Here is a 22,568-nt window from a genome sequence, read left to right as displayed (position 1 = left end):
CACACGCTGCGGAAAGCCGGGACCACCGGAAGCGCACCGCTCCGTCCTGCCACGGCGGCTGCGGCAATGCCACCGCCCAGCACCCGCAGCCCTCCGAAACCCCACCCCCGAACCGGAGTTGCCGCATGCCCGAAAACGCACCGTGGGAATACTCCCTCTACATCCCCAACGACCCCCGCGCCGTCACCGTCTGCCGCCGCACCCTCCGTCTGATCCTGACCCTGCACGGCCTGATCACCCTCGTCGACACGGCCGAACTCCTTGCCGCAGAGCTGGTCTCCAACGCCGTACGGCACACCAAGGGCCCTGCGGCCCTCCGTGTGCGGTACTCGGCCGGCGTCCTGCGGATCGGCGCGTGGGACGCGGACCCCCGAGCCGCCCGAGCCGCCGAAACCCTTGGAGCACCTCGCCGAGGCCGAGGCAGAGAAGCCGCGGTCTCGCTCTGATCCGCGCCTGTGCCGACATGTGGGGCTGGCAACCGCAGTCCAGGAACGGAAACCGCGGCAAGTACGTGTGGTGCGAACTGGCAGCGGCATGAGCCGCCTGTCAAGATCCACCGTTCCCGCTCCCGGAAGCGTCGGCCGGTCGTGGAATCGTCCGGGTACCGTGAGATTGACACTGCGAGAGGGAGCCGACGCCATGACCACCCAACCGGCAGAGCCCGGCCAGCCCCACCTCCCCCCCATGCGCACCATCGGGGAGCTCCGTGCCGCCCTCACCATGGGCTACGGCTTCCCCGGCGACGCAGACGACTTCGAGGCCGAGCTGGCCCGTGAGATCAACCATGCCGACCCCGCGGACCTCTCAGGGGTCGTCCGCCTCGTCGAGGAGTTCCGCGGCCGGGTCGTCGCACGCCAGGATCCCGGCTTCGACACGGCCGTCGCCGCGGCCGTCGCCGACATCCGCACGGCTCGGGGAAACGATCGGTGAGCGAAGGCCAGCAGCCGACCGTAGCCGAGATCACCAGTGAGGCCCGCGCCCGCTGCCTCACCATCGGCTGCGGGGCGCTCGAGGCCGTCGAGGCTTTGCGAGCCGAACTGGAGAAGAACTCGACCCTCGGTCGGCGAGCACAGGGTGCCGCAGGCGGCATGAAGATCTACACGACGCGCCTCGAAGGCACGAACGTCCGTCCCACGCTCACCGTCACCTACGTCTACGACGCCCCTCCTCCGGAGCCCGGCCTGATCCGTATCGCGCTCGTGTCACCCGTACGTTTCGCCGGCGGCGCCGAGTTCTGACTCAGCGGCCACAGCCGTCTCCTCGTCAGCCGGGCGTGACCAGCCGTGCCTCGTACGCGAACACCGCCGCCTGGGTGCGGTCCCGCAGGCCCAGCTTCACCAGGATCCGGCTGACGTGGGTCTTGATCGTCGACTCGGCGACCACCAGCCGCTCCGCGATCTCCGCGTTGGACAGGCCCTGGGCGATCAGGACCAGGACCTCCGTCTCCCGTTCGGTCAGGTCGCCGTATGCGGCCTGAGCGGTGGCGGCCAGGCCGGGGGCGGCGGAGAGTTTGGAGAACTCGGTGATCAGGCGCTTGGTGACGGTGGGGGCGAGCAGGGCCTCGCCGGACGCCACCACCCTCACCCCGTCGGCGAGTTGGCGGGCCGAGGCGTCCTTGAGGAGGAAGCCGGAGGCTCCTGCCCGCAGCGCCTGGTACACGTACTCGTCTAGGTCGAAGGTGGTGAGGACCAGGACCTTCGCCGAGCCGTCCGCGGCGACGATCTCGCGGGTCGCCTCGATGCCGTTCAGCTCCGGCATGCGGATGTCCATCAGGACCACGTCAGGGGCGAGTTCACGGACCCGGTCGACCGCTTCCCGTCCGTTGACGGCCTCGCCGACGACCTCGATGTCCGGCATCGCGTTCAGCAGTACCGAGAAGCCCTCGCGCACCATCATCTGGTCGTCCGCGATCAGGACGCGGATCGTGCCCTGCGTCATGCCCTGCGTCATGCGTCGCCCTCGCTCATGACGGGCACCGGCAGGAACACCGTCACCTCGTACCCTCCTTCGTCCGTGGCGCCCGCCGTCATCTCGCCGTTCAGCATGGAGACCCGCTCCCGCATACCGGTGATGCCGTGCCCGGCGCCGGGCGAGGGCTTCACCAGGGCCGGCGCGGGAGGCGGGGCGTTGACTATGCGCAGGCCCAGCCCGCCGAGGACGTAACCGATCTCGACCCGGGCGCTCGCGCCGGGCGCGTGCCGCAGGGTGTTGCTCAGTGCCTCCTGCACGATCCGGTACGCCGACAGCTCGACGCCCTGCGGCAGCTCACGCACCGCTCCGGTCACCGTCTTGTCGACGGCCAGCCCCGCGTCCCGCACGTTGGCGAGCAGCGCGTCCAGGTCGGCGAGGTTGGGCTGCGGGGCGTCCGGGGCCTCGTAGTCCTCGGCGCGGACGACGCCCAGGACCCGGCGCAGTTCGGTGAGGGCCGCGACCGCGTTCTCCCGGATGGTGACGAAGGCCCGCTCCAGCTCCGGCGGCGGGTTCTCCACCCGATAGGGGGCGGCCTCCGCCTGGATGGCGACGACCGACATGTGGTGCGCGACCACGTCGTGCAGTTCGCGGGCGATCGTCGTGCGCTCCTCCAGGAGGGTGCGCCGGGAGCGCTCGTGCGCGGTCACCGTCTGCTGGGCGGTCACCTCCTGCTTGGCGTCGCGGCGTATGTGCCAGACGGAGACGCAGAGCAGGACGAGCGCGGAAATGACCAGCATCGGGCCGGTGTTGGTGGAGTAGTAACCCGAGCCGAACAGTGTCTCCGCGAGGATGCCGTACGCCGCGGTCAGCGCCCACATCCACCCGGCCGTGCGCGGCCTGGTCCGCACGGCCACGACCGTCAGCACCGTCAGGTGGCAGGCGAAGCTGCCGGGCAGCCACGGCCACTCGCCCCACCGTTCGCCGAACGGAAGGGCGAACGGGGTGGCCACCATGGACAGCCAGAACGCTCCGACCGGCCGGACCATGGTCAGCAGGATCGGGATCACGGCGAGCAGGCCGAGCAGCAGGGCCAGGCCCTGGTCGATGGTCGCGATGGGCAGTGCCAGCAGGGCAGCCGCGATGATCACCGCGTGCGGCGTCCAGGCCGCGTACTCCCGAGGTTTGCCGGACAGACGCCGGGTGAGCGGGCCGTCCGTGCGCATGCGCGGGAGCGGGCGGTAGGCGAAGGCGTCGTGGAACAGGTCCTGCCGCAGCCCGCGCAGGGCATCCGCGGCCAGCCGGAACTCCGGGCTGCGCGACTTGGCCCCGTCGCCCGGCGGCATCGTGTGGATCTGGGTCGTCTCGGTCACGTACAGAACGGTAGGCGGAGGCGGGGGTCGCGGTCGTCACCAGTGAGACGGGTCCTTCGCGGTCCCTCTCAGGTACTACGGGTCTGCCGGCCGGCGGCGCCGAGGCCGACGGAACGTGTCCAGCGCGGCTCAGTACCCGGAGGGTCGCACCAAGCCCGACTCGTACGCGAACACCGCCGCCTGGGTGCGGTCCCGCAGCCCGAGCTTCACCAGGATGCGGCCCACGTGGGTCTTCACCGTCTGCTCGGCGACGACGAGACGCTCGGCGATCTCCGCGTTCGACAGGCCCTGGGCGATCAGGGCGAGCACCTCCGTCTCCCGTTCGGTCAGACCGCCGACACGTTCCTTGAGGGGAGCGCGGGGTCTGTCGTCCAGTCGGGAGAACTCGGCGATCAGCCGCCGCGTGATGCCCGGCGCGAGCAGCGCGTCGCCGGCCGCCACGATCCGCACCGCCTCGGCGAGCTTGTCCGCGGACGCGTCCTTGAGCAGGAACCCGGAGGCGCCGGCCCGGAGCGCCTCGTACACGTACTCGTCGAGGTCGAAGGTGGTGAGCACCAGCACCTTGATGTCCGGTCGCTCACCGGTGATGCGGCGCGTGGCCTCGATGCCCCCGAGCTCGGGCATGCGGATGTCCATGAGGACGACGTCCGGGGCGAGTTCGGCGACCTTGACGATCGCGTCCAGGCCGTCCACCGCCTGGCCGATCACGTCGATGTCGGGCTGGGTGTTGAGCAGCACGGTGAAGCCCTGCCGGACCATCTGCTGGTCGTCGGCGATGAGTACGCGGATGGTGCCGCCGGTGCCGCTCGTCATGGGGTCTCTTCTCCTGTCGGGGGTGGGGACGGGGCGCTCAGCGTGCCGTCGTGCGTGGGTACCTGGCCATCGTCCCCGCCACCGCCGTCCTTCGGGAGGAACGCCGTGATCGCGAAGCCGCCGTGGAGCGTCCTGGTCGCGGTGACGTGCCCGCCGAGCATCGCGGCGCGCTCGCGCATGCCGAGCAGGCCGTGGCCGGCGCCGGGCGAGGGCGGGACGGGGTGCCGCGGACGGGAGTTGATGACCCCTATGTACAACCCGCGGGGGAAGTGGTGGATCTCGACACGCACGGTCGAGCCCGGTGCGTGCCGCAGGGCGTTGCTCAGCGCCTCCTGGATGATCCGGTACGCCGACAGCTCCAGTCCCGGCGGATAGGCGGGCGGCCCTCCTTCGGGAATCTCGATGCCGGTGACGACGTCCAGCCCGGCGGCACGGGTGTTCTCGATGAGGGCGTCGAGACGGTCGAGCGTGGGCTGCGGGGAGTCCGGGGCGGAGCCGGTGGCGGCCTCGCCCAGGCCGTAGGGGTCCTCGGGGTTCTCGGAGCGCAGGACGCCGAGGACGCGACGCAGTTCGGCAAGCGCCTGCAGGGCGTTCTCCCGGATGCCGTCGAGGTTCTCCTTCAGTTCCTCGGACGGGTTGTCCACGAGGTGCGGGGCCACCTGGGCCTGGATGGAGATCACCGACATGTGGTGCGCGACGACGTCGTGCAACTCGCGTGCGATACGGCTGCGCTCCTCCAGCAGGGTGCGGCGGGCTCGTTCCTCCGCCGTCATCGTCTCCTGCTCCACGAGTTGGCTGCGGGCTTCGCTACGGCCGCGGAGGGCGAGGCCGACGAGGACGGCCACGGCGAAGACGGCGACCGCGGTCGTGCCGGTCCCGGAGTACCGCTGTCCCCCGATGACGCCCTGGAGGACGAAGGTCGCCAGGGCCGTTGCCGCGAGGGCTCCTATCGCTCTGCGGGTGGACGGGCGCAGGGCGAGGAGGAAGAGGACGAGGGCCTGGGCCAGGACCGCGGGGGTGCTCCAGGGCCAGTTGGGGCCCGGGAGCGGGGTGTCCGCGAGGTTGGGGCGTACCGCTGCGGCGGTCACGATCGTGGTGGAGAGGGACAGGGCCCAGGCCGTGCCGGGGAGGCGGATGGCCAGGATGACGGCGGCGGCCTGGAGCGCCCCGGCGAACAGGCCCATTGCCGTGCTGAGTCGGTAGGCCGTGCCGATCTCGTTGCCGCCGGACAGGAGGATGCCCAGGGCTGCCCAGAGGAGCGCGAGGTGGGTGAGCAGGCGGAGCCAGCGGTGGTTGGGGAAAAGGGTGGGGGTGGGGGTGACTCCGAGGAAGGGGACGGGGATGGAAATGGGTGAGGGAGCGGGCGCGGGTGCGGGTGGTCCCTGTGGGGGCTTGGCGCCGTCGGCGGCCGTCCCTTCGGCGTTCACGTCGTCAACCCTAGGCATCTCGGGTCGCCTTCGCTTGGCTGGCCTTGGGGTGGGGGTGGGAACGGACGACTCGGGACCGGCGGTTGTGGGTTCGGCGGGGGCCCTGTTCGTAGGAGCGGAAGGCTGTCCAGCAGATGGCCAGGGCCAGGGCGAAGAGCGGGAGCCAGATGAGGCGGGCGGCCGTCCACGTCAGGTCGTCGGGGATTGTGTGGAGGCCGGGGAGGTGGCCCGCCAGGAGAGCCGTGGCCGTGGTGGCCATCAGAGCCGTCTGGTGCCAGAGGAAGATCGTCATCGCGGAGAGGTTGACCAGGGCCACCGCCGCCCACACAAGGGGACGGCGCATGGTCCGGCGCAGGCGGTCGCGCAGGAGCAGAGCCAGGCCGCACTGGGCCAGGCCGAAGGTGACGGCGGCCAGCGTCGGCGGGTTGAGGTTGGAGACCTCGGCGCCGGGGACGCCGACCATGGACGCCGGGTAGCCCGCGAAAGCGACCAGGAATGCCGTGGTCGCCGCGCCGCCCGTGAGCAGAAGCCAACCCGCGCGACGGCTGTCCAACTCGCCGCGGGTCCAGGCCGCGCCCAGGGTGTAGGGCACCAGCCAGCCGGCCGCCACGTTCACCCAGCCGAGCCAGGACGGGCCACCCAGGCCGAAGCGCAATAGGTCCACGTGAAGGACGACGGCCAGTGGCCAGAGCGGGTTGAGCCGGAGCAGGAGGGGCGTCGCGGCCGTCAGGGCGGCGAAGACCAGCAGGAACCACAGGGGGGACAGGGCCAGCTTGACCAGCGTGCGGACCGTTTCGAACTCGGCGCCGGTGAGGAGGAGCGCGGTCGCGGTCACCGTCCACAGGGTGAGGACGGCCGCCACCGGTTTGAACAGGCGGGACAGACGGGCCGTCAGCCACGCTCCGTAGGTCGTGCCCCGGGCCCGGGCCGAGGTGTAGCCCCGCGTCCCCACATGGCCGCCCACCAGGAAGAACACCGCCAGCGTCTGGAAGACCCAGGAGATCGGTGCCAGCCACGGCATGTGCTGGAGAGGGCTCGCGGCGCGCAGTCCGCCGCCGTCCGCCACCAGCGCGGTCACCAGCCAGTGGCCGAGGACCACGCCGAGGATCGCGAGGGCGCGCAGCGCGTCGACCGCTCGGTCCCGGTCGGCGGGGGTGACGGCGTCGACCCGCCCGGCGCCCTTTCGTATGCCCTCCCACGCGCGGTGCGCAGTCGTCTCACGCATGGGTGACCTCCGAGGTCTCGCCGAGGACGATCCGGGCCAGGTTGGTCAGGGCGACCGAGCCCGGTGCGAAGTAGTCGCTGTGGCCGCCGTCGCCCGCGGCGAAGACCCGGGCGCCGAAGGAGGGGGAGACGGGGTCGGTGCCGAAGCCGACGGTCGTGCCGAACAGGTCCGCCTTGATGTGCGGCACTTCCCGCACCCAGTCGGCACTGCCCCGCCCCGCCCAGACGCGGGCCCGGGTGTGCAGGGCGGCGGCGGAGTCGACGCCGACGCCGGGGCTGCCGATCAGGGCGATGTCGTCCACGTCCAGGTCGGACGCGGTCGCGGAGGAGGAGGCGGCGGAGGCGGAGGCAGAGGAGGCGGAGGCAGAGGAGGCGGCGGCGGAGGCCGCACTGCCGCAGACCACCGAGCCGTAGGAGTGGCAGACCAGGGAGACCCGAGCGTGCCCGCCGACGATGCCTCGCAGCTGCGATATGAACTCCCGCAGGCGCGGGGCCGCCTGGTCGGCTCGGCTCGTCGTCGTGACCGTCGCGCTGATGGTGCCCGGCGTCTCGTAGCCCAGCCAGGCCACGACCGCGGTGTCGGCGCCGGCGCCCTCGCGGGTGAGCTCCTGCCGCAAGTGGGCCGCGGTCGCGCGGAAGCGGTCGTACGTCTCGAGTGACGTGTCGGAGCCGGGGACCAGGACCGCTGTGCGGTCGGCGTGGGCCAGGTCGCCGAAGACCTCCGTCGCGCGGCCGGAACCACGGCCGTCGAAGGAGAGGAAGTCACGGGACGGGTCGGCCATCGCCCGGTCCGCCGCGGCGCGCTCCCGGTCGCCGTGGGCGGCGGCCATGCGGGACGCCTCCTCGGCGTTGGCTCGGTTCGCCGCGTACGTCTCGTCCAGCGTGGCCGCCGTCACCGGGGCGAGGGTGGCCGGAGCCGGGGCGGGGACCTGCGGTCGGGCGGCGGCGGAGAGGGGAGCGACGACCGCGGCCGTGATGAGTGCGGCGAGGAGGCCCCGACACCATCTCTGCGCACGGCGCCGCCTGCCGGTCGCGCCAGCGGCCGTGGCCGCCTCGACCTCGGCTGCCGTAACCGCCTCGACCTCGGCTGCCGTAGCCGTCTCAGCCCCAGCGGCCGTAACCGCCTCAAGCCCAGCGGCCGTAGCCGTCTCGGCCTCGGCTGCCGCCGGCTTCGAACTCAGTGCCGTCGTAGCCCTTGAGGTCTCCCCCGTTTCGCGTCCCACGATCGCCTGCCCTCCCCATCCGCCGGCCCGTCGGGCCTGTCCGGATTGGAAGTTACGGATCCGTGGTCGTCGTCCGCGTCACGCCAGGGAGCTCACCTGCGGCCTAGCTCCCAGGTACTACGGGTACCTCCGGGTGGGCAACCACCGGGATGGGCTCCCCCGGACTGCCCACAGGGTCGGCCACTCCGGGGCGGGTCACCACGCCAACTGCGCGATCTCCTCCGCCACCACCGCACACGCCTCCGCCGCCGGGTCGATCAACGGGAAGTGGCCGACGTCACCCAGGAGTGTCAGGCCCACCACTTCCCCCGCCTTCGCCGCCGCGTCCGCGTAGGACTCGGCGACCGCCTGCGGGACGACCACGTCGGTACGGCCCTGGACGAGCGTCGTCGCGATGCCCGTCGGAAGCAGGAGGGCGGGGTCGGCGTAGGGCCGACGCTCGGCGAACGCGTCCTGCCCGCCGAGGAGTTGACGTACCGCTCCACCGCACACGTCCAGCTTCTCCGCCACCGCGAAGTCCGCGATCGGAGCGAGGGCGACCACCCCCCGCAGCGGCACCGGGCGGTCCGTTCGCCAGGGGGCGTCGGCCGGCAGCAGGTGGCGGGCCGCGGCCCACAGGGCGAGATGGCCGCCCGCCGAGTGGCCGACGACCAGCATGCGGCGCGGGTCGGCCTGCGGGAGGATCTCGCGGACGAGCGCGGGGAGCGCGTCCAGCGCGGCGGCGACGTCGTCGAAGGTGTCCGGCCAGCGCCCCGCGACCGGCGCGGACGCCCCGGACCCGACCTCAGCCCCAACCGCGTCCGCGGCTCCAGCCATTGGACCTGAACCAGACCCTGCCCCTGCCCCTGCCTCCACTCCAGCCCGGGCGTCCACCCCGGCCCCGTCCTCCGCCCCGGCGCCCTCATCCCCCCGCCGATACTCCACGCTCGCCACCGCGAACCCCCGACGTGCCAGGAAGTCCGCGAACGGCGAGATGTGACGGCGGTCGTACGGAGCACGCCACGCGCCCCCGTGCAGCACGACGACCAGCGGGGCCGGAACCCCGGGCACGACCTCGTAGTGCGGGGCATAGAAGTCGATCACCTGGTCGGGGTGATCGCCGTACGCCGAGGTGGCATCGGGGTCGACCGCCTGGTGCGAGAAGGCCGACTCCTCTTCGGCGGCGGCACGGGCAGCTGCGGCAGTGCGCGCTGCGGCGTCGTCCGGCATGCTCCAACCTCTCAACGACGATGGGGGTACCTCCCAGGCTTTCGGCACTGGGGGAGGATTTGGCGGACCGGGAGGCAATCCCGTTGGGAGATTCGGCCGTTGGCGGGGACGCTATCAGGCCCATGACGTGCGCGGACCCGGGGATGTCACGCTCGGTGAGGCTTAAACGGTTCTGCTGTTTCGTTACGCTGGCGCCGGGGACCGCGTACCCATCAACCCTGGCCCCCGCACATGGATCAAGGAGGCCGATATGTCCGCCGAGCCCGGCACCGTGCGCCCCGGAGGGCGTACCGCGCGAGTTCGTACGGCCGTACTGCGGGCGGCGGGGGACGTGCTGGCCGAGCAGGGCTTCGACCGGCTCGACCTCGCGGACGTGGCCCGGCGCGCGGAGGTCGGCAAGACGACCGTGTACCGGCGGTGGGGCTCGGTGACCGGCCTGGTCGCCGACCTGCTCGCCGACATGGCCGAGCAGTCGCTGCCGCGCACGCGCACCGGTTCCGTACGAGGTGACCTGCGTGCGAACGCCTCGCTGGTCCGGCGGACCCTCGCCGACCCGCGGCAGGGCGCGCTGTTCCGCTCGGTCATCGCCGCCGCGGCGTGCGACGACCGTACGGCCCAGGCGCTGCGGCGCTTCTACGAGGTACGGGTGGCGGAGTGGGCGCCATGCGTGGCGGAGGGCGTAGCCCGGGGCGAGCTGCCGGCCGGCACGGACGCGGCGACCGTCGTACGGGCGGTCTCGGCCCCCCTCTACTACGGCTTCCTCACCACCGGCGTCGCCCCCGGCCCCGCCGACGCCGACCGCGCGGCGGACGCGGCGGTCGCGGCGGCGGAGGCCGGCGTGTACACCGCCGCGACCTGACCGCACCGACACCGGGACGGCACGGCGGCGAGACGGCGGGAAGGGACAGCGCCAGGACGGCACAGCGGCACAGCGGCACAGCGGCACAGCAGACCGCAACTCGGCCGCCGCGCCGAGCGCCACCCCCAACGCCAACCCGACCCCGAGCCCCCGCCCCCAAGCGCCCGCCGCCCCCGTCAGCCGTCGCTTCCCGCACGCACCCGCAGCGTCTCCCCCAACACCCCCGCCGCCCGCTCCACGTCCGCGAATCCGACGTACAGCGGGGTGAAGCCGAAGCGGAGAACGTCCGGGCGCCGGAAGTCCCCGACGACCCCCCGTCCGATCAGCCGCTCCATGACCTCACCGGCGATGGGGGTATCTCCCGCTCGAGCGAAGCCGAGAGTGGGGGAGCACCGCAGGGCCACCTGGCTGCCGCGTTCCCCGTGGGCCACCGGCGTAAGTGACTCCACCAGGCCCGGTGGGACGTACTCGGCGACGCACTCCAGGAAGAAGTCCGTCAGGGCGAGTGACTTGGCCCGGACGGTGTCGATCGAGACGCCGTCCCAGACCTCCAGGGCCGCCTCCAGGGCGAGCATGGAGAGGATGTCGGGCGTGCCGACGCGGCCGCGCAGGGCTCCGGGGGCCGGTTCGTAGTCGGAGCGCATGCCGAAAGGTTCGGCGTGGGAGTTCCAGCCCGGCAGCGGGGAGTCGAAGCGGTCCTGTATCTCGCGGCGGACGTAGAGGTACGCCGGTGAACCCGGGCCGCCGTTCAGGTACTTGTAGGTGCAGCCGACGGCCAGGTCGACGCCGTGCTCGTCGAGGCCGACCGGCAGGGCGCCCGCGCTGTGGCACAGGTCCCAGACCGCGATCGCGCCCGCCGCGTGCACGGCGGCGGTCAGACCGGGCAGGTCGTGCAGCCGTCCGGTGCGGTAGTCGACGTGGTTCAGCAGGACGGCGGCGGTGCGGTCGCCCAGCACGCCGGGCACCTGGGCCGGCGTCACGGGGCGCAGGGTGCACCCGGTCATCCGGGCGGCCGACTCCGCCATGTACCCGTCCGTCGGGAAGGTCGTCGCGTCGACGACGATCTCGTCGCGGGCCGAGTCGCCGAGCCTGGCCAGTCGCACCGCTCCCACCAGTGCCTTGAAGACGTTGACACTGGTCGAGTCGCCGACCACGATCTGCCCGGCCGCCGCCCCCACCAGCGGGGCGATCCGGTCGCCGATCCGCTCGGGCGCGGTCCACCAGCCGCTCTCGTCCCAGGACCGGATGCGCAGCTCGCCCCACTGCCGTCGTACGACGTCGTCCACGCGCCCGGGGACGGCCGCCGGCAGCGCGCCGAGCGAGTTCCCGTCGAGGTAGACGACATCGTCGAGCACGAACCGGGACCGCACCCCTGCCAGCTCGTCGCCGGCGTCCAACTCCCGTGCTTTGAAGGCGAGTTCGGTGATGTCAGACATGAGACCGCGCCGTCCACAGCTCGGGGAACACGTTCTTCTGCGCGCGCTTCTCCAGCCAGGCGACGCCGGCCGAGCCGCCGGTGCCGGTCTTGGAGCCCATCGCGCGCCGGGTGGCGACGAGGTGGTCGTTGCGCCAGCGCCAGACCAACTCGGCCACGTCGGTCAGCGCCTCGCCGAGGCGGGCGAGTTCGTCGCTCTCGTCACCGGAGTAGAGGGCGGTCCACGCCGCCTCCACCTCCGGCGACGGCTCGTAGCGGCGGGACACGTCACGGTCGAGAACCGAGGCCGGGATCGCGTGCCCGCGCCGCGCCAGCAGCCGCAGCACCTCGTCGTACAGGCTCGGCTCGTGCAGCGCCTTCTCCAGCTCCCCGTGGACGCGGGGCGCGCCCCGGTGCGGGACCAGCATGGACGCGGACTTGTCGCCGAGCAGGAACTCCATCCGGCGGTACATCGCCGACTGGAAGCCGGAGCCCTCGCCGAGGGCACTGCGGTACGAGTTGAACTGGGCGGGCGTGAGCTGGCCGAGCGGCTTCCAGGAGGCGTTCAGCGCCTCCAGTTCCCGTACGGACCGCTTCAGCGCGGCGACGGCCGTGGGCACGTCGTCGGAGCGCAGGGCGTGTGCCGCGGTCTCCCACTCGTGGACGATGACGGTGAACCACAGCTCCATCACCTGGGTCGTGACCAGGAAGACCATCTCTCCGGGATCGTCGGAGAGGGTGTGCTGGAGGTGGGTGAGCACGTCCGCCTTGACGTAGTCCTCGTACGGCGTCGTGCCTGCGAAGTCGAGATGCGGAGTCTCGGGCTCCTGGGATTCGTGAGCCTCGTGGGACATCGCTGTCTCCTGATGTGTACTCCGGGTAGCGGTCCGCCCCTGCCGTTACCGACACGGGGGCCCCGGTCCCCGCCGGGCATCTTCTTCGATGGTCCGCCGAAATGGCAAGGCCCGCCTGATCACATCAGACGGGCCCGGGAGAAGGACGACGACTAGCCCAGGGTCTGGGCCGCCGCCGGTGAGGAGTCCTTCAGGAACTGCGAGCAGCGCTCGTACTCCTCCTGCTCGCCGATCGCCTGCGCGGCGCGGGCGAGGCCGTGCAGGGCGCGCAGGAAGCCGCGGTTCGGCTCGTGCTCCCAGGGGACCGGGCCGTGGCCCTTCCAGCCGTTGCGGCGCAGCGAGTCCAGGCCGCGGTGGTAGCCCGTACGGGCATAGGCGTACGACTCCACGACGCTGCCCCGCTCGAAGGCCTCGTCGGCCAGCTGGGCCCAGGCCAGCGAGGAGGTCGGGTACTTCCCGGCGACGTCCGCCGGCGCGGTGCCGTTCGCGAGCAGCTCCCGCGGCTCCGGGTCGTCGGGGAGGTGGGTCGGGGGCGGTCCCCCGAGAAGGTTTTCGTGAATGGACATGGGCCAAGTCTCCTCCATCCGACGCGCGACGGAGCGACGCGGGACAGAGCAACGCGGGACAGAGCGACGCGCGACAGGGCAACGCATGGCGGAGCAACGCATGGCGCGAGCAGTCGTGCCGCTACGCCAGCCGCTTCCGCGCCCGCTGTCCCTCCAGCGGCGGCGCCGTCACCGATGCGTGCGTGATGCACTCCGGCCTGCGGCAGTCCGGCGGAAGCTTCCGCACCGTCGCGAAGGCGACCACCGCCCCCACCACCAGCACCCCCGCACACACGGTCATCGCCCGTCCGAACGCGGCGTCGAAGGCGCCCGGCGAGCGGTACGCCTCCTCGCCCATCCCGGCGATCAGCGGCAGCGCCGCCACCGCGATCAGGCCCGCCGCCCGGGCCGCCGCGTTGTTGATCCCGCTGGCCAGCCCGGCCCGCGCGGTGTCCACGGACCCGAGGACCGTCGCCGTCAGCGGCGCGACCAGGGTCACCATGCCCAGCCCGAGGACCAGCAGCGCGGGCAGCACGTCCACGACGTACGACGCCCCCGGCCCGACCCGCAGCATCAGCAGCATCCCGGCGGCGCACAGCAGCGGCCCCACGGTGAGCGGGACACGCGGCCCGATGCGGGTGGCCAGGGCGCCCGAGCGGGCGGAGAACAGCAGCATCAGGGCGGTCGTCGGCAGCAGTGCCGTGCCGGCGCCGAGGGCCGAGTAGCCGACGACCACCTGGAGCTGGAGCGCGGCGAGGAAGAAGAACCCGCCGAAGGCCGCGTACACGCACAGGGTGACCAGGTTGACCGCGGTGAACTGGCGGGAGGCGAAGATGTCCGTCGGCATCATCGGATCGGCCCTGCGCCGCTCGACGACCACGAAGACCACGGCGGCGGCGACACCGAGTACGGCAGTCAGCACGACGACGACGGAACCCGCCCGGGCCTCGATCAGCGCGAACGTCACCAGCGCGAGCGCCAACGCGCCGAGCACCGCCCCCAGCACGTCGAAGCGGGTGTGCGCACGGCCGTCCCCCGACTCGGGAACGTGCCGTACGGCGATCGGCGCGCACAGCAGCGCCAGCGGCACGTTGAGCAGGAACACCCACCGCCAGCCGGGCCCGTCCACCAGCCAGCCGCCCACGAACGGCCCGACCGCCGCCCCGACCCCGCCGAACCCGGACCACAGACCGACGGCCCGTCCCCGGTCGTCGGGATGGAAGGAGGCCTGGATGATGGCGAGGGAGCCCGGCGTGAGCAGCGCGCCCCCGACCCCTTGAAGCGCCCTGGCGGCGATGAGGAACTCAGCGTTCGGGGCGATCCCGCAGAGCAGGGAGGCGGCGGCGAACCAGAGCACGCCGATCACGAAGATCTTCCGGCGCCCGAACCGGTCCCCGAGGGCCCCGCCGAGCAGGATCAGCCCGGCCAGCGTCAGCATGTACGCGTTGACGGTCCACTGCAGGGCGGCGAGGTCGGCGTCCAGGTCGCGGCCGATGCGGGGCAGGGCCACGTTGACGACGGTCGAGTCCAGCAGCGCCATGCTGGAGCCGAGCACGGTGGTGAACAGGATCCACTTGCCTTGCGGCGAGGACAGCCGGACATCGGGCATGCCCCCAGGTATACAGCGAGCCCGGTGCCGTGGCACCGGGCTCGCCGCAATCGCGTATGCGCTGCCGCTACTTGATCTTCGTGCCGCTGGAGCGCAGGTTCCCGCAGGCCTCGACGACGCGCGCGGCCATGCCGGCCTCGGCCAGCTTGCCCCAGGTGCGCGGGTCGTAGGTCTTCTTGGAGCCGACCTCGCCGTCGACCTTCAGGACGCCGTCGTAGTTGCGGAAGACGTGGTCGACGACCGGGCGCGTGAAGGCGTACTGCGTGTCGGTGTCGATGTTCATCTTGACGACGCCGTTCTCCAGCGCGGTCGCGATCTCCTCCGCGGAGGAGCCGGAACCGCCGTGGAAGACGAAGTCGAACGGCTGGGAGCCGGCCGGCTTGCCGTACTTGGCGGCGATGCCCTCGTTGAGGTCCTTCAGCAGGTCGGGGCGCAGGACCACGTTGCCCGGCTTGTACACGCCGTGGACGTTGCCGAAGGACGCGGCCAGCAGGTAGCGGCCCTTCTCGCCGAGACCGAGAGCCTCGACGGTACGCACCGCGTCGTCGACGGTCGTGTACAGGGAGTCGTTGATCTCGTGCGAGACGCCGTCCTCCTCGCCACCGGTCGGGGTGATCTCGACCTCGAGGATGATCTTGGCGGCGCGGGCGCGCTCCAGGAGCTCCTGGGCGATGGACAGGTTGTCGGCCAGGGTCTCCGCGGAGCCGTCCCACATGTGGGACTGGAACAGCGGGTTCTCACCGCGCGCGACGCGCTCCTCGGAGACGGCGAGCAGCGGGCGTACGTACCCGTCGAGCTTGTCCTTCGGGCAGTGGTCCGTGTGCAGGGCGACCGTGATGTCGTACTTCTTGGCGACGATGTGCGCGAACTCGGCCAGGGCGACCGCGCCGGTCACCATGTCCTTGCTGTGCTGCCCGCCCAGGAACTCGGCGCCACCCGTCGAGATCTGGATGATGCCGTCGCTCTCCGCCTCCGCGAAGCCTCGCAGGGCCGCGTGCAGGGTCTGGGAGGAGGTCACGTTGATGGCCGGGTAGGCGAACCTGCCTGCCTTCGCCCGGTCGAGCATCTCGTTGTAGACCTCGGGGGTTGCGATGGGCATCTGTCCGCTCCTTGGTATGTGCGGGTTGGCGTTCTGCGTACTACGGCCCTGACCTAGACCTTGGGGGTGACGTCATCGTCGGCCCCATCTTTCCAGACTTGGCCGGATGGTCCCTCCCTCGTGTCCAGCCTGTGGATAACCGGCCGGACAACGGCCGGATCAGTCCAGACCGAGCTCGTCCTTCGAGTACGCGAAGCGGTACGGCACCCCCGCACCTTCCTCGATCTTCTCGGCCGCACCGGTCGCCCGGTCGACGATCGTCGCGACGGCGACGACCTCCGCGCCGGCCTCCCGCACGGCCTCCACGGCGGCCAGCGGGGAGCCGCCGGTGGTGGACGTGTCCTCGACGACCAGCACCCGGCGGCCCGCGATCTCCGGCCCCTCCACGCGCCGCTGCAACCCGTGCGCCTTCGCGGCCTTCCGTACGACGAAGGCGTCCAGCTTCCTGCCGCGGGCGGCCGCCGCGTGCAGCATCGACGCGGCCACGGGGTCGGCGCCCATGGTCAGCCCGCCCACCGCGTCGAAGTCGAGGTCTTCGGTCAGGTCCAGCAGCACCTGACCCACCAGCGGGGCGGCCTCGCCGTCGAGGGTGATGCGCCGCAGGTCGACGTAGTAGTCGGCCTCCAGACCCGACGACAGGGTCACCTTGCCGTGCACCACGGCCTTGTCCTTGATCTGCTGCAGCAGCGTTCCGCGTACTTCCGTCATGCCAGCCAGCTTAGAGGCGGCGCCAGGCCCAGCTGGTCGAGGCCTCCAGCGGCTCCAGCGGCGTGACCAGGCGAGGCAGCGAGTTCAGCCCGTCGGGCGGCCCGGTCTGCGGCTCCACGCACACGGCCGCCTCCTGCTCGTCGTACACGACGACCCACTGCTCGGGACTGGTGACCTTCAGCTCCAGCTGCCCCGGCCAGGTGAGCGTGACGTCCACGCCGTCGGGCATGCCGAAGCAGTCGTCCCAGGGGCCGGGCTTCGGGTCGAGGCGGTTGCCGGTGGGCAGGTGGTCCTCGCCGCGCTCCTCCTGCCAGGCGGCCCGGAAGCCGAGCCGCACGTCCTCCTGCCCCAGGTTCCGGTTGAACCACGGGTGCCAGCCGATCTGGGCCGGGAAGGAGGAGTGGTACGTCTCCACGGACATGGTCAGCGTCAGGGCGTCCTCGGTGAGGGCGACGACCTGGGTGACCCGGCCCGGGTAGGGCCACGGGTCGACGAGGTCGTACGTGATGACCGCCTCGTCGGCGGTGGTGCGGGCGGTGCGCCAGGCACCGTCGCGCACGGTGCCGTGGATGGCGTGCGGCGGGGAGTTGAGGGGCATCTGGTGGACGGTCGCGCCGTCCCGGAACCGGCCGTCCCTGATCCGGCCGCACCAGGGAACCATCGGGAAGCAGCCGAAACGGTCGCCCTGGCGCAGGAGTTCGACCCCGCCGACGCGGAGCCCTCCCACCCGGCCGCCGTTGCCCGGCTGCACGGTCACTTCCGCGTCGCCCGCGGTCAGCGTGATGTCTTCGTTACTCACGGGACGACCCTACTGGGCTGATCAAGAGGGCAGTCGGGGGCGGACCGCAAGGACGGGGTGCCTGCGAGGACCCGGGGCAGTCCGAGCGCGCCTTCAGTGACGCCTGCGCAACGCCCTGCTCACCACGATCGCCGACGCCAGCGCCAACGCCGCCGCCGGTGCCGCCCAGCGGAGCGTCTGGTGGGGGGCGAAGCTCTGCGGGGCGGGGACGGGGGCGTACCGGCCGCGCGGCGGCGCGTGGTCGACCTCCTCCGCGCTGCGCCCGATCATCGTCCGCCGCGCGTGCGCCGCCTCGGCGGGGGGCTGGGCGGGCTCCTTGAAGTCCTCGGAGGCGCCGGACGGGGGGCCGGGTGGAGGGACGGGCGGTGGGGCCTCGGCCTCGAAGGCGGAGGGGGGCTCGGGTGCCGCATCGGGAGTCTCGTGGGCCTCCGGCGCGTCCGGCGCGTCCGGCGCATCCTTGGCTTCCAGCCCCTCCGGCGTCTCCGGACCCTCCTGCGCGTCCGGACCCTCCTGTACGTTCTTGGCTTCCGGACCCTCCTGCGCGTCCGAGCCCTCCGGCGCGTCCGTGGTGTCCGGAGCGTCCGGCGCCGTCGGATCCTCCGCCGCGGCACCCAGGTTCTCCGCGAACCGGTCGAGCAGTCGTGCGGCCGCCGAGGCCACGGCGTCCGGCGGGAGTTCCGTGACGCGGCCGTCCGCCGACGCCGTGCCGTCGAAGGTCACCGTGGAGCCGCCGTCCGTGTCCCGCAGGCGGAGGGTGAGCGTGAGCTTGACCGCGCCGGTGCCGCGGGCCTCGACGGCGTCGCCCTCGACGGCGTACGAACCGTCCGGCCGTGCGGATACGCGTGCGGAGCCGCGGTAGGTGACGGAGTGACTGCCGACGCGCACCTTCAGTCGCCCCGCGACGGGCTCGGCACCGGCGTCCTGCTGGAGCCCGGGGACCGCCCGGGCGACCCGCGCGGGGTCGGCCAGCGCCTCCCTGAGCCGATCGACCGGAACCGGAACGAACACCTCATGCTCCATAGCAGCCGAGACTACCCAGTGAGCGCCGTCGTGCACCCTCGTTGGTCGAAAGTGACCGCGCGTCGATGCGGGCCCTCCTCAGAAGCGCCCACCACCGCCCCACCACCGCGTCGGTACCGCCTCAGTACCGCCTCAGTACCGCGGATGTACCAAGGTCGAAGCCGGTAACTCCGGGATGCGCAGCCCCGCGGCCGCCCTGCCGTCGGCTCTCAGCGAGGCCTGCGTCATCGTCCGGGGGCGCGGCCCGTCCGGGTCCAGCCGCAGTCCCGGCCGCTCCCCCGGTGCCGCGAGCACGAACCCCCAGTCGTGCGGGGCTCTCGACGCGCCTGCCGAGCGGTCGGGGCCCGCGGCGAAGCCGGAGTCGCGGCCGCCCACGCAGTAGGGGCTGGTGCGGAGGTCGGCCGCGCGCATGGTCGTCTCCACCGTCCAGAAGACGCGTGGGCGGGAGACGACCGTGCCGGCGTGGACGACGAGGCGGCCGTCGTCGGTCAGTGTGCGCCGGGCCAGGCCGTAGAACTCCTGCGCGTACAGCTTGGTGCTCGCGGTGATGCCCGGGTCGGGCAGGTCCGCGATCACCACGTCGTACGTCGTCGGCGGCGCCCCGCGCAGCCAGTGGAAGGCGTCCGCGGTCGCCACGTGGACGCGCGGGTCGCCGTAGACGTGGCCGTTGAGCTTCGCGAGGGCGGGGTCGCGGCGGGCGAGTTGGACGACGGCCTCGTCGAGTTCGACGACGTCGACCCGGCGGACGCCGTCGTGGCGCAGTACCTCGCGGGCGGCGAGTCCGTCGCCGCCGCCGAGGATGAGCACGCGCGCGTGCGGGCCGCTCATCGCGGGGTGGACCAGGGCCTCGTGGTAGCGGTGCTCGTCGCGGCCGCTGACCCGCAGGCGGCCGTCGAGGAAGAGGGCGAGGGGGCGGCCGTCGGTGCCGCCGGTGAGAACGATCTCCTGCACGTCGCTCTGCAGCGCGACCCGTACGTTCGAGCCGTACACCGCGTGCCGCGCGGCCCGTTCGAAGTCGTCGACGAGGACGGCGGCCGTGGCGAGGACGGCGAACACGGCGAGGTTGCCGAGCAGCAGGAGCCAGCGGGCGCGGCGGGTCAGGTCGCGCCCGAACAGGCCGAGGACGAGTGCCCCGCCGGCGATCAGGTTGACCGTGCCGGTGAGCAGTGCGCCGGTCAGCTGGCCGAAGAGGGGGAGGAGGAGGAAAGGGAACGCCAGGCCGCCGACGAGTGCGCCGACGTAGTCCGCCGCGAACAGGTCGGCCACCGCGTCGCCCGCGTCCTGGCGCCGGATGCGCTGGATCAGCTCCATCAGCAGCGGCACCTCGGCGCCGATCAGCAGGCCGATGGCCAGGGAGAAGGCGACCAGGAGGCAGCGGGGTCCGCTCGCCCACAGGCCGCCCCAGTCGCCGGTCCAGGCGAAGACGGCGTACAGGGCCAGCGCGCTGCACCCGCCGACGAGGGCGAGGGCCGCCTCCAGCGCTCCGAAGGCGGCCGCCGCCCGCCAGCACAGCCGTTTGGCGGCGAGGGAGCCGATGCCCATCGCGAAGACCATGACGGACAGGACGACGGAGGCCTGGGTGACCGAGTCGCCGATCAGATAGGTGGCGAGGGCGACGAGTTCGAGCTCGTACACGAGTCCGCAGGACGCGCAGACGAAGACGCAGGCGAGGACGAAGAACCGGGCCGTGCCTGGGCGGACGGGCAGCCGCGCGGGGCCCGCCCAGGGCGGCGTGGTGCCGGGTGGGGCGGGCGCGTGCGGTTCGATCACGCTGCGACGTTACGTTACTGCAAGGGCACGCTTCGTCACCCACACGTGTGGAACTCTCGGTCAGTTGAGTACCCGGGGGTTTGGATCCTGCCGTGATCCCGCCGGGATCGTGTCGGCGTCCTGCTGGGCTCCCCGGACGCCGGACGGGCCGAGATGCACCTGCCGCGTCCCGCGTCGGGCCGCCGGCGCTCTCACCCCCACCCGCGTCCAGGTCGCCACCAACTGCCCGTCCTGCGGGTAGGCGTGCCAGGTCCGCCAGTGCACCTGCCCCTCGTGGCGCTGGGCCAGCAGCGCCGTGAAGGCGTGCGGGCTGCCGGGGAAGACGCCCGCGAGGCCGTTCGGATGGTCGGCGACCAGGGCCAGCAACTCCTGGGCGCGGCCCGCGAAGGAGCCGGGCGAGAGGACCTCGACCCGGGCCGCGAACTCGTACTCCCAGTCGCCCACCCGCTTGGCCACGCCCAGCGGGAGCGGTGTGCTGCTGCCCGAGATGCACGCCACCGTCTCCGAACAACTGCCCCGCTCCTCCTCCAGCAGCACCTGGTGGGACGCGCCGAGGAGTCTCAACTGAAGCTTTGTGCCCGCCAGTTCGAGGTCGAGCGTGGCCAGGGCGGGGAGCGGCTCGCGCCCCAGCGCCCAGGCGAGGTCGGCCGCGCGCGTGTCGGTGTAGGAGGTCTTCAGGGTCGTGAGCATGGGTCGGCTCCGCTAGCACGCAAGAAAGGGAGGTGTGGATCCGGCGCACCCCGGTCGGCACCGGGGATTCGGCCCGGTCGGCCCAGTCGGCGTGTGGGTCGGGTGTCCGCGAAATGTCCGAGGGGCCGGGTTGGCGATTTAGAGGGAATCATGAACTGTGGTGGCGCCACAGCGTTTTTACCCAACTTCGTGGCGTTTCCATCCCTCAGAGGGCTCCACAGCTCAACTGTTCAACCACGGCGTGCGCCGGGGCGGTCGGGGCGTGCGCCGGGGTGCTGTGGTATCGGCCGGGTGCCGGACGCAGAAGCGGGGGCGGGGGGGGGGGAGCGCAAGAGCCGCACCCACCCCCCCCGCGCCCGCAGGTGGCGTGGGGGGGCGCCGGCCGCCCCAACCACATCCGCACACCACGCCCCCGCGTCCCCCCGATGCGGATGCGGTTCCCCCTTCCGGGAGCTCAGCTGCCCCGTGTCAGCTGCCTCCCCCGCATCCGCCACCACCGCCGCCCCCGCAGGACGAGGACCCGCCACCGCAGGACGACGACGATCCGCTGCCGCAGGACGACGATCCGCTGCCGCAGGAGTGGCCGCCGGACGAGCCGCCGTCGTGCCTCGGGCCGCTGTCGGACGATCCCGAGCCGCCGTCACCGGTGGCGACGCCGCCGGCGGCCCACCAGCTCGCGTCGCTGCCGCTGCTGTTGTGGTGGCTGCTGCCACTCGACGACCGGCGGCCCCCACCGCGGCCCGCCGGCCGTACAGCGCCGCGTCGGCGGCTGTTGCCGACGGCGACGAAAACCCCGACAAGAACGAAGCAGACGATCGCCAGGATGATGCCGATGACCATGGCGTCACCCTCCTTCCGATTCCCCCGAAGCGGCCCCCCGTGGGCGCCTCGCTTGGTGCGTGCCGTGGAGATGCCCCTCCGCCACACCCGCCAAAGCAGAGTTGAGGAACTTCAGAGCCTTCTCGCGGGGCAACGGCCCCTGACCTGCATATAAGGGCAGTTCAGGGGCCGTCCGCACCTCACTGGGCCGTCTGTGGGCCGTGATCTTCCTGGGGGCCGCGCTGAAACACCATGTCGATGGCGCGGCGGGCACGCTGGCGACTGTCGGGCATCAGGTGGGCGTACACCCGCAGCGTCAACCCCGGGTCGGCATGTCCCATGTACTCGCTGACGGCCTTGATGTTCTCTCCTGCGTCCAGCAACGCGGAGGCGTAGAAGTGCCGCAGGGCGTGCATCCCGTGCTCGCGCGCCGAATCGTACTTCCCGTTCTCATCCGCTTCCGGCGAGATGAACCCCGCGGCCGCGAGAGCGGGCTTCCACTCCTTGCCGTTGAAGTTGCTCCGCCACACCATGCCCCCTTGTTCCGCCGTGAAGATCAGCCGGGCGCACACCTTCGGGCCCTCCGGCACGTCCCACGGCAACGTGATCTCTACGGGCTTGAAGGCGTCCATGTGCGTACGGAGGGCTTCCGCCACGGAGCCGGGCAGAGGCACGTCCCGCCTCTTGCCGCCCTTGGGGAGGGCGAACACCGGATGCCCTTCCACGTGCTTGATCTGCCGGACCACGTGGAGCGTGCGCCCGTCGGCGTCGATGGCGTCCTCCGCCAGTCCGAACACCTCGCCCTGACGCAGACCGCACCCGGCGCCAACATCGACCATCGCTCGGTACCGCTCCAGAAGAGCCGCTCGAACGGCGAACACCTGAGCGGGCACCCACGGGACCACGGGATGCGCGTCAGGCTTAGGCCGCCGCACGGTCCGCGCACCGCACGGGTTGCGCGACAGAAGGGTGTCATCGACAGCGGCAGACAGGACCGACTGAACGTCCGCGAAGATGTTCCGGGCGTAGGAAGGGCCCACGCCCGACTTCGCCTCCAGGGCCGAGACAAGCTCCCTGATGTGCTCCGGCCGAAAGGTCCCGATCGGCCGGGATCCGAGCACCGGGTAGACGTGCAGCCGCAGGCGCCGGCCGAGTTCCTATGCACGACGACGATACTGGCTTTCGTTGTGTGGCGACGCCAGAGC

At 72.3% G+C, this 22,568-nt stretch carries 21 protein-coding genes and 2 pseudogenes; 4 read left to right on the top strand and 19 right to left on the bottom strand.

Translation table 11 applies throughout. The features are described 5' to 3' along the window. Positions 1-125 precede the first annotated feature (125 nt). The 3 genes and pseudogenes from ACFWWR_RS17090 (at position 126) to ACFWWR_RS17080 (ending at position 1,238) form a co-directional block, all read left to right on the top strand. A pseudogene (locus ACFWWR_RS17090) lies at positions 126-538 on the top strand (ATP-binding protein). A gap of 101 nt (positions 539-639) precedes the next feature. Next, on the top strand, positions 640-930 hold the full coding sequence (locus ACFWWR_RS17085; protein ID WP_383871600.1) for a hypothetical protein: 291 nt from the start codon (positions 640-642) through the stop codon (positions 928-930). After that, positions 927-1,238 (top strand): hypothetical protein, encoded by a 312-nt coding sequence (locus ACFWWR_RS17080; protein WP_383871597.1) that lies wholly within the window; start codon positions 927-929, stop codon positions 1,236-1,238. The genes ACFWWR_RS17085 and ACFWWR_RS17080 overlap by 4 nt, the downstream gene beginning before the upstream one ends. Positions 1,239-1,263: 25 nt before the next feature. On the opposite strand, the gene ACFWWR_RS17075 is transcribed toward ACFWWR_RS17080, so the two are convergent. The 7 genes from ACFWWR_RS17075 to ACFWWR_RS17045 all read right to left on the bottom strand — a co-directional run bounded on the left by ACFWWR_RS17075 (position 1,264) and on the right by ACFWWR_RS17045 (position 9,177). Beyond that, positions 1,264-1,938, bottom strand: coding sequence for a response regulator (locus ACFWWR_RS17075; protein WP_383871759.1), 675 nt, complete (start codon positions 1,936-1,938; stop codon positions 1,264-1,266). Positions 1,939-1,946: 8 nt separating this feature from the next. After that, on the bottom strand, positions 1,947-3,281 hold the full coding sequence (locus tag ACFWWR_RS17070) for a sensor histidine kinase (protein ID WP_383871594.1): 1,335 nt from the start codon (positions 3,279-3,281) through the stop codon (positions 1,947-1,949). Between the two features lie 129 nt (positions 3,282-3,410). Continuing rightward, positions 3,411-4,094: a response regulator gene (locus ACFWWR_RS17065; protein WP_383871591.1), complete on the bottom strand. Its 684-nt coding sequence runs from the start codon at positions 4,092-4,094 to the stop codon at positions 3,411-3,413. Beyond that, positions 4,091-5,539, bottom strand: coding sequence for a sensor histidine kinase (locus tag ACFWWR_RS17060; protein WP_383871588.1), 1,449 nt, complete (start codon positions 5,537-5,539; stop codon positions 4,091-4,093). The genes ACFWWR_RS17065 and ACFWWR_RS17060 overlap by 4 nt, the downstream gene beginning before the upstream one ends. Then, complete coding sequence (locus tag ACFWWR_RS17055; protein ID WP_383871585.1) at positions 5,532-6,746, bottom strand: acyltransferase; 1,215 nt, start codon at positions 6,744-6,746, stop codon at positions 5,532-5,534. Before ACFWWR_RS17055 ends, ACFWWR_RS17060 begins: the two co-directional genes overlap by 8 nt. Next, positions 6,739-7,722, bottom strand: a complete 984-nt coding sequence (locus ACFWWR_RS17050) for an alpha/beta hydrolase (RefSeq protein WP_384304093.1) — start codon at positions 7,720-7,722, stop codon at positions 6,739-6,741. The genes ACFWWR_RS17055 and ACFWWR_RS17050 overlap by 8 nt, the downstream gene beginning before the upstream one ends. Positions 7,723-8,163: 441 nt before the next feature. Then, a complete protein-coding gene (locus tag ACFWWR_RS17045) occupies positions 8,164-9,177 on the bottom strand; it encodes an alpha/beta hydrolase (protein WP_384303947.1) in 1,014 nt (337 codons plus the stop codon). 250 nt (positions 9,178-9,427) lie between these two features. Here ACFWWR_RS17045 and ACFWWR_RS17040 point away from each other — a divergent pair, with 250 nt between their 5' ends. Then, on the top strand, positions 9,428-10,036 hold the full coding sequence (locus tag ACFWWR_RS17040; RefSeq protein WP_383871580.1) for a TetR/AcrR family transcriptional regulator: 609 nt from the start codon (positions 9,428-9,430) through the stop codon (positions 10,034-10,036). Between the two features lie 176 nt (positions 10,037-10,212). Here ACFWWR_RS17040 and kynU read toward each other — a convergent pair whose 3' ends face one another. The 12 genes and pseudogenes from kynU to ACFWWR_RS16980 form a co-directional block, all read right to left on the bottom strand. Beyond that, complete coding sequence (gene kynU, locus ACFWWR_RS17035; RefSeq protein ID WP_384303944.1) at positions 10,213-11,472, bottom strand: kynureninase; 1,260 nt, start codon at positions 11,470-11,472, stop codon at positions 10,213-10,215. After that, a complete protein-coding gene (locus ACFWWR_RS17030; protein WP_384303941.1) occupies positions 11,465-12,304 on the bottom strand; it encodes a tryptophan 2,3-dioxygenase family protein in 840 nt (279 codons plus the stop codon). Before ACFWWR_RS17030 ends, kynU begins: the two co-directional genes overlap by 8 nt. A 152-nt stretch (positions 12,305-12,456) precedes the next feature. After that, on the bottom strand, positions 12,457-12,870 hold the full coding sequence (locus ACFWWR_RS17025) for a DUF3151 domain-containing protein (protein ID WP_383878144.1): 414 nt from the start codon (positions 12,868-12,870) through the stop codon (positions 12,457-12,459). A gap of 121 nt (positions 12,871-12,991) precedes the next feature. Continuing rightward, complete coding sequence (locus tag ACFWWR_RS17020; protein ID WP_383878146.1) at positions 12,992-14,458, bottom strand: MFS transporter; 1,467 nt, start codon at positions 14,456-14,458, stop codon at positions 12,992-12,994. Between the two features lie 67 nt (positions 14,459-14,525). Continuing rightward, a complete protein-coding gene (fbaA, locus tag ACFWWR_RS17015; RefSeq protein ID WP_217242822.1) occupies positions 14,526-15,557 on the bottom strand; it encodes a class II fructose-bisphosphate aldolase in 1,032 nt (343 codons plus the stop codon). Between the two features lie 159 nt (positions 15,558-15,716). Further along, positions 15,717-16,265: an orotate phosphoribosyltransferase gene (gene pyrE, locus ACFWWR_RS17010; RefSeq protein ID WP_383878148.1), complete on the bottom strand. Its 549-nt coding sequence runs from the start codon at positions 16,263-16,265 to the stop codon at positions 15,717-15,719. A gap of 10 nt (positions 16,266-16,275) precedes the next feature. Beyond that, positions 16,276-17,064 carry an aldose 1-epimerase gene (locus tag ACFWWR_RS17005; protein ID WP_383878150.1) on the bottom strand — a complete coding sequence of 263 codons (789 nt, stop codon included), beginning with the start codon at positions 17,062-17,064 and terminating at the stop codon, positions 16,276-16,278. 93 nt (positions 17,065-17,157) lie between these two features. Beyond that, on the bottom strand, positions 17,158-18,084 hold the full coding sequence (locus ACFWWR_RS17000) for an SRPBCC domain-containing protein (RefSeq protein ID WP_384303938.1): 927 nt from the start codon (positions 18,082-18,084) through the stop codon (positions 17,158-17,160). A gap of 132 nt (positions 18,085-18,216) precedes the next feature. Beyond that, a complete protein-coding gene (locus tag ACFWWR_RS16995) occupies positions 18,217-19,854 on the bottom strand; it encodes a polyamine aminopropyltransferase (protein WP_383878153.1) in 1,638 nt (545 codons plus the stop codon). Positions 19,855-19,914: 60 nt separating this feature from the next. Beyond that, positions 19,915-20,544, bottom strand: coding sequence for a DUF2617 family protein (locus tag ACFWWR_RS16990; RefSeq protein ID WP_384303935.1), 630 nt, complete (start codon positions 20,542-20,544; stop codon positions 19,915-19,917). A 468-nt stretch (positions 20,545-21,012) separates the two neighbouring features. Next, positions 21,013-21,384, bottom strand: a complete 372-nt coding sequence (locus tag ACFWWR_RS16985) for a hypothetical protein (protein ID WP_384303932.1) — start codon at positions 21,382-21,384, stop codon at positions 21,013-21,015. 179 nt (positions 21,385-21,563) lie between these two features. Then, positions 21,564-22,511: pseudogene (locus tag ACFWWR_RS16980) on the bottom strand (tyrosine-type recombinase/integrase); the annotation flags it as partial. Between the last annotated feature and the right edge of the window lie 57 nt (positions 22,512-22,568).

Source organism: Streptomyces sp. NPDC058678 (assembly GCF_042714835.1).
In the GTDB taxonomy this organism is placed as follows: Bacteria; Actinomycetota; Actinomycetes; order Streptomycetales; family Streptomycetaceae; genus Streptomyces.
This window is presented reverse-complemented; position numbering and strand designations above follow the sequence as displayed.

Excerpts from the sequence above, each read along its gene's own strand:
- ACFWWR_RS17040 (WP_383871580.1), top strand. The coding sequence starts at position 9,428 with ATGTCCGCCGAGCCCGGCACCGTGCGCCCCGGAGGGCGTACCGCGCGA.
- ACFWWR_RS17065 (WP_383871591.1), bottom strand. The coding sequence starts at position 4,094 with ATGACGAGCGGCACCGGCGGCACCATCCGCGTACTCATCGCCGACGAC.
- ACFWWR_RS17025 (WP_383878144.1), bottom strand. The coding sequence starts at position 12,870 with ATGTCCATTCACGAAAACCTTCTCGGGGGACCGCCCCCGACCCACCTC.
- ACFWWR_RS17000 (WP_384303938.1), bottom strand. The coding sequence starts at position 18,084 with ATGGAGCATGAGGTGTTCGTTCCGGTTCCGGTCGATCGGCTCAGGGAG.
- ACFWWR_RS16985 (WP_384303932.1), bottom strand. The coding sequence starts at position 21,384 with ATGGTCATCGGCATCATCCTGGCGATCGTCTGCTTCGTTCTTGTCGGG.
- fbaA (WP_217242822.1), bottom strand. The coding sequence starts at position 15,557 with ATGCCCATCGCAACCCCCGAGGTCTACAACGAGATGCTCGACCGGGCG.
- ACFWWR_RS16990 (WP_384303935.1), bottom strand. The coding sequence starts at position 20,544 with ATGCTCACGACCCTGAAGACCTCCTACACCGACACGCGCGCGGCCGAC.
- ACFWWR_RS17030 (WP_384303941.1), bottom strand. The coding sequence starts at position 12,304 with ATGTCCCACGAGGCTCACGAATCCCAGGAGCCCGAGACTCCGCATCTC.
- ACFWWR_RS17085 (WP_383871600.1), top strand. The coding sequence starts at position 640 with ATGACCACCCAACCGGCAGAGCCCGGCCAGCCCCACCTCCCCCCCATG.
- ACFWWR_RS17075 (WP_383871759.1), bottom strand. The coding sequence starts at position 1,938 with ATGACGCAGGGCACGATCCGCGTCCTGATCGCGGACGACCAGATGATG.
- ACFWWR_RS17055 (WP_383871585.1), bottom strand. The coding sequence starts at position 6,746 with ATGCGTGAGACGACTGCGCACCGCGCGTGGGAGGGCATACGAAAGGGC.
- pyrE (WP_383878148.1), bottom strand. The coding sequence starts at position 16,265 with ATGACGGAAGTACGCGGAACGCTGCTGCAGCAGATCAAGGACAAGGCC.
- ACFWWR_RS17045 (WP_384303947.1), bottom strand. The coding sequence starts at position 9,177 with ATGCCGGACGACGCCGCAGCGCGCACTGCCGCAGCTGCCCGTGCCGCC.
- ACFWWR_RS17020 (WP_383878146.1), bottom strand. The coding sequence starts at position 14,458 with ATGCCCGATGTCCGGCTGTCCTCGCCGCAAGGCAAGTGGATCCTGTTC.
- kynU (WP_384303944.1), bottom strand. The coding sequence starts at position 11,472 with ATGTCTGACATCACCGAACTCGCCTTCAAAGCACGGGAGTTGGACGCC.
- ACFWWR_RS17060 (WP_383871588.1), bottom strand. The coding sequence starts at position 5,539 with ATGCCTAGGGTTGACGACGTGAACGCCGAAGGGACGGCCGCCGACGGC.